The sequence below is a fragment of the Thermus sp. genome, from assembly GCF_056332225.1.
This window is the reverse complement of sequence record NZ_JBWGQW010000144.1, coordinates 1-897: the sequence shown is the minus strand read 5'-3', so window position 1 is coordinate 897 and position 897 is coordinate 1. Positions and strand designations below refer to the sequence as shown.

Annotated in this window: 1 pseudogene; it reads left to right on the top strand. The window is 74.7% G+C overall.

Annotation, left to right across the window (positions count from 1 at the left end):
- Positions 1-18: 18 nt before the first annotated feature.
- A pseudogene (locus AC01Y6_RS10545) lies at positions 19-897 on the top strand (translocation/assembly module TamB domain-containing protein); the annotation flags it as partial.

The following is an 897-nucleotide window of genomic DNA, read 5'->3' as shown; positions in this document are numbered from 1 at the left end:
GAGGTCTTCGGGGAGAGGGTGCGGCTCCTTTGGCCCCGGCTTTCCCTGGGGGGGCTTTGGCTGGACCTCGCGGCGAGGCGAAGCGGGGGCGAGGCCAGGCTCGCCCTCCTCCCGGGGGGCCTCGAGGCCCGCGGGGAAGGGGAGGCCCTCCTCCTCGCCTACCGGGTGCCGGGCCTTGGGCTTCCCCTGGAGGGGCGGGTAGGGCTTGGGGACCTCTCCTTGGACCTCACGAGCCCCCAAGGGGAGGGGGGCCTCCGCTACTCGGGGGGCAGGGTGGAGGGGAGGCTTTCCCTGGACCTCGGGGGGCTGGCCCTCCTCCTCCAGGGGCAAGGGGACCGGGTGGCCCTTTCCGGGGAGCACCCCGCCTCTCCTTGGTGGGCGGCGGGGGAAGGCCGGCTGGAGGGGGAGGTGGACCTCCTTGGGGCCTACCGCCTCCGCTACCAGGCGGGCCCCCAGACCCTGGCCCTGGAGGGAAGGCTTCTGGAGGCCACCTTGCGGGCGGAAGGGCCCTACCTCGCCGGGGAACTCCGCTACCCGGCCTCCGGGGAGCTCCGCCTGGACCTTCCCCTTCCCCCCCTGGAAAGCCGCTTTCAGGGCCGGATAGGGGGGGAGGGCTACGGCGTGGAGGGGACCCTGGCGGGGGGCGTGGGACGCCTTCAGGCCAAGGGGCGGCTTCTCCCCTTGGAGGGAGAGCTTTCCCTGGAGGAGGCCGCCCTGGAGGACTTCCTGGGCCGCTACGCCCCCTACCTCAAAGGGAGGGTTTCGGGGCGGCTCCTCCTTAAGGGCCTGGAGGCCCAGGGCGGGGTGGAGGGCCGGGTGGAGGTGGCGGGGACCGCCCTGCCCCTCCGCTTCCAGGGAACCCTGGGGCCGGGGCGCGCCCGGGGCGAGGGGAGGCTC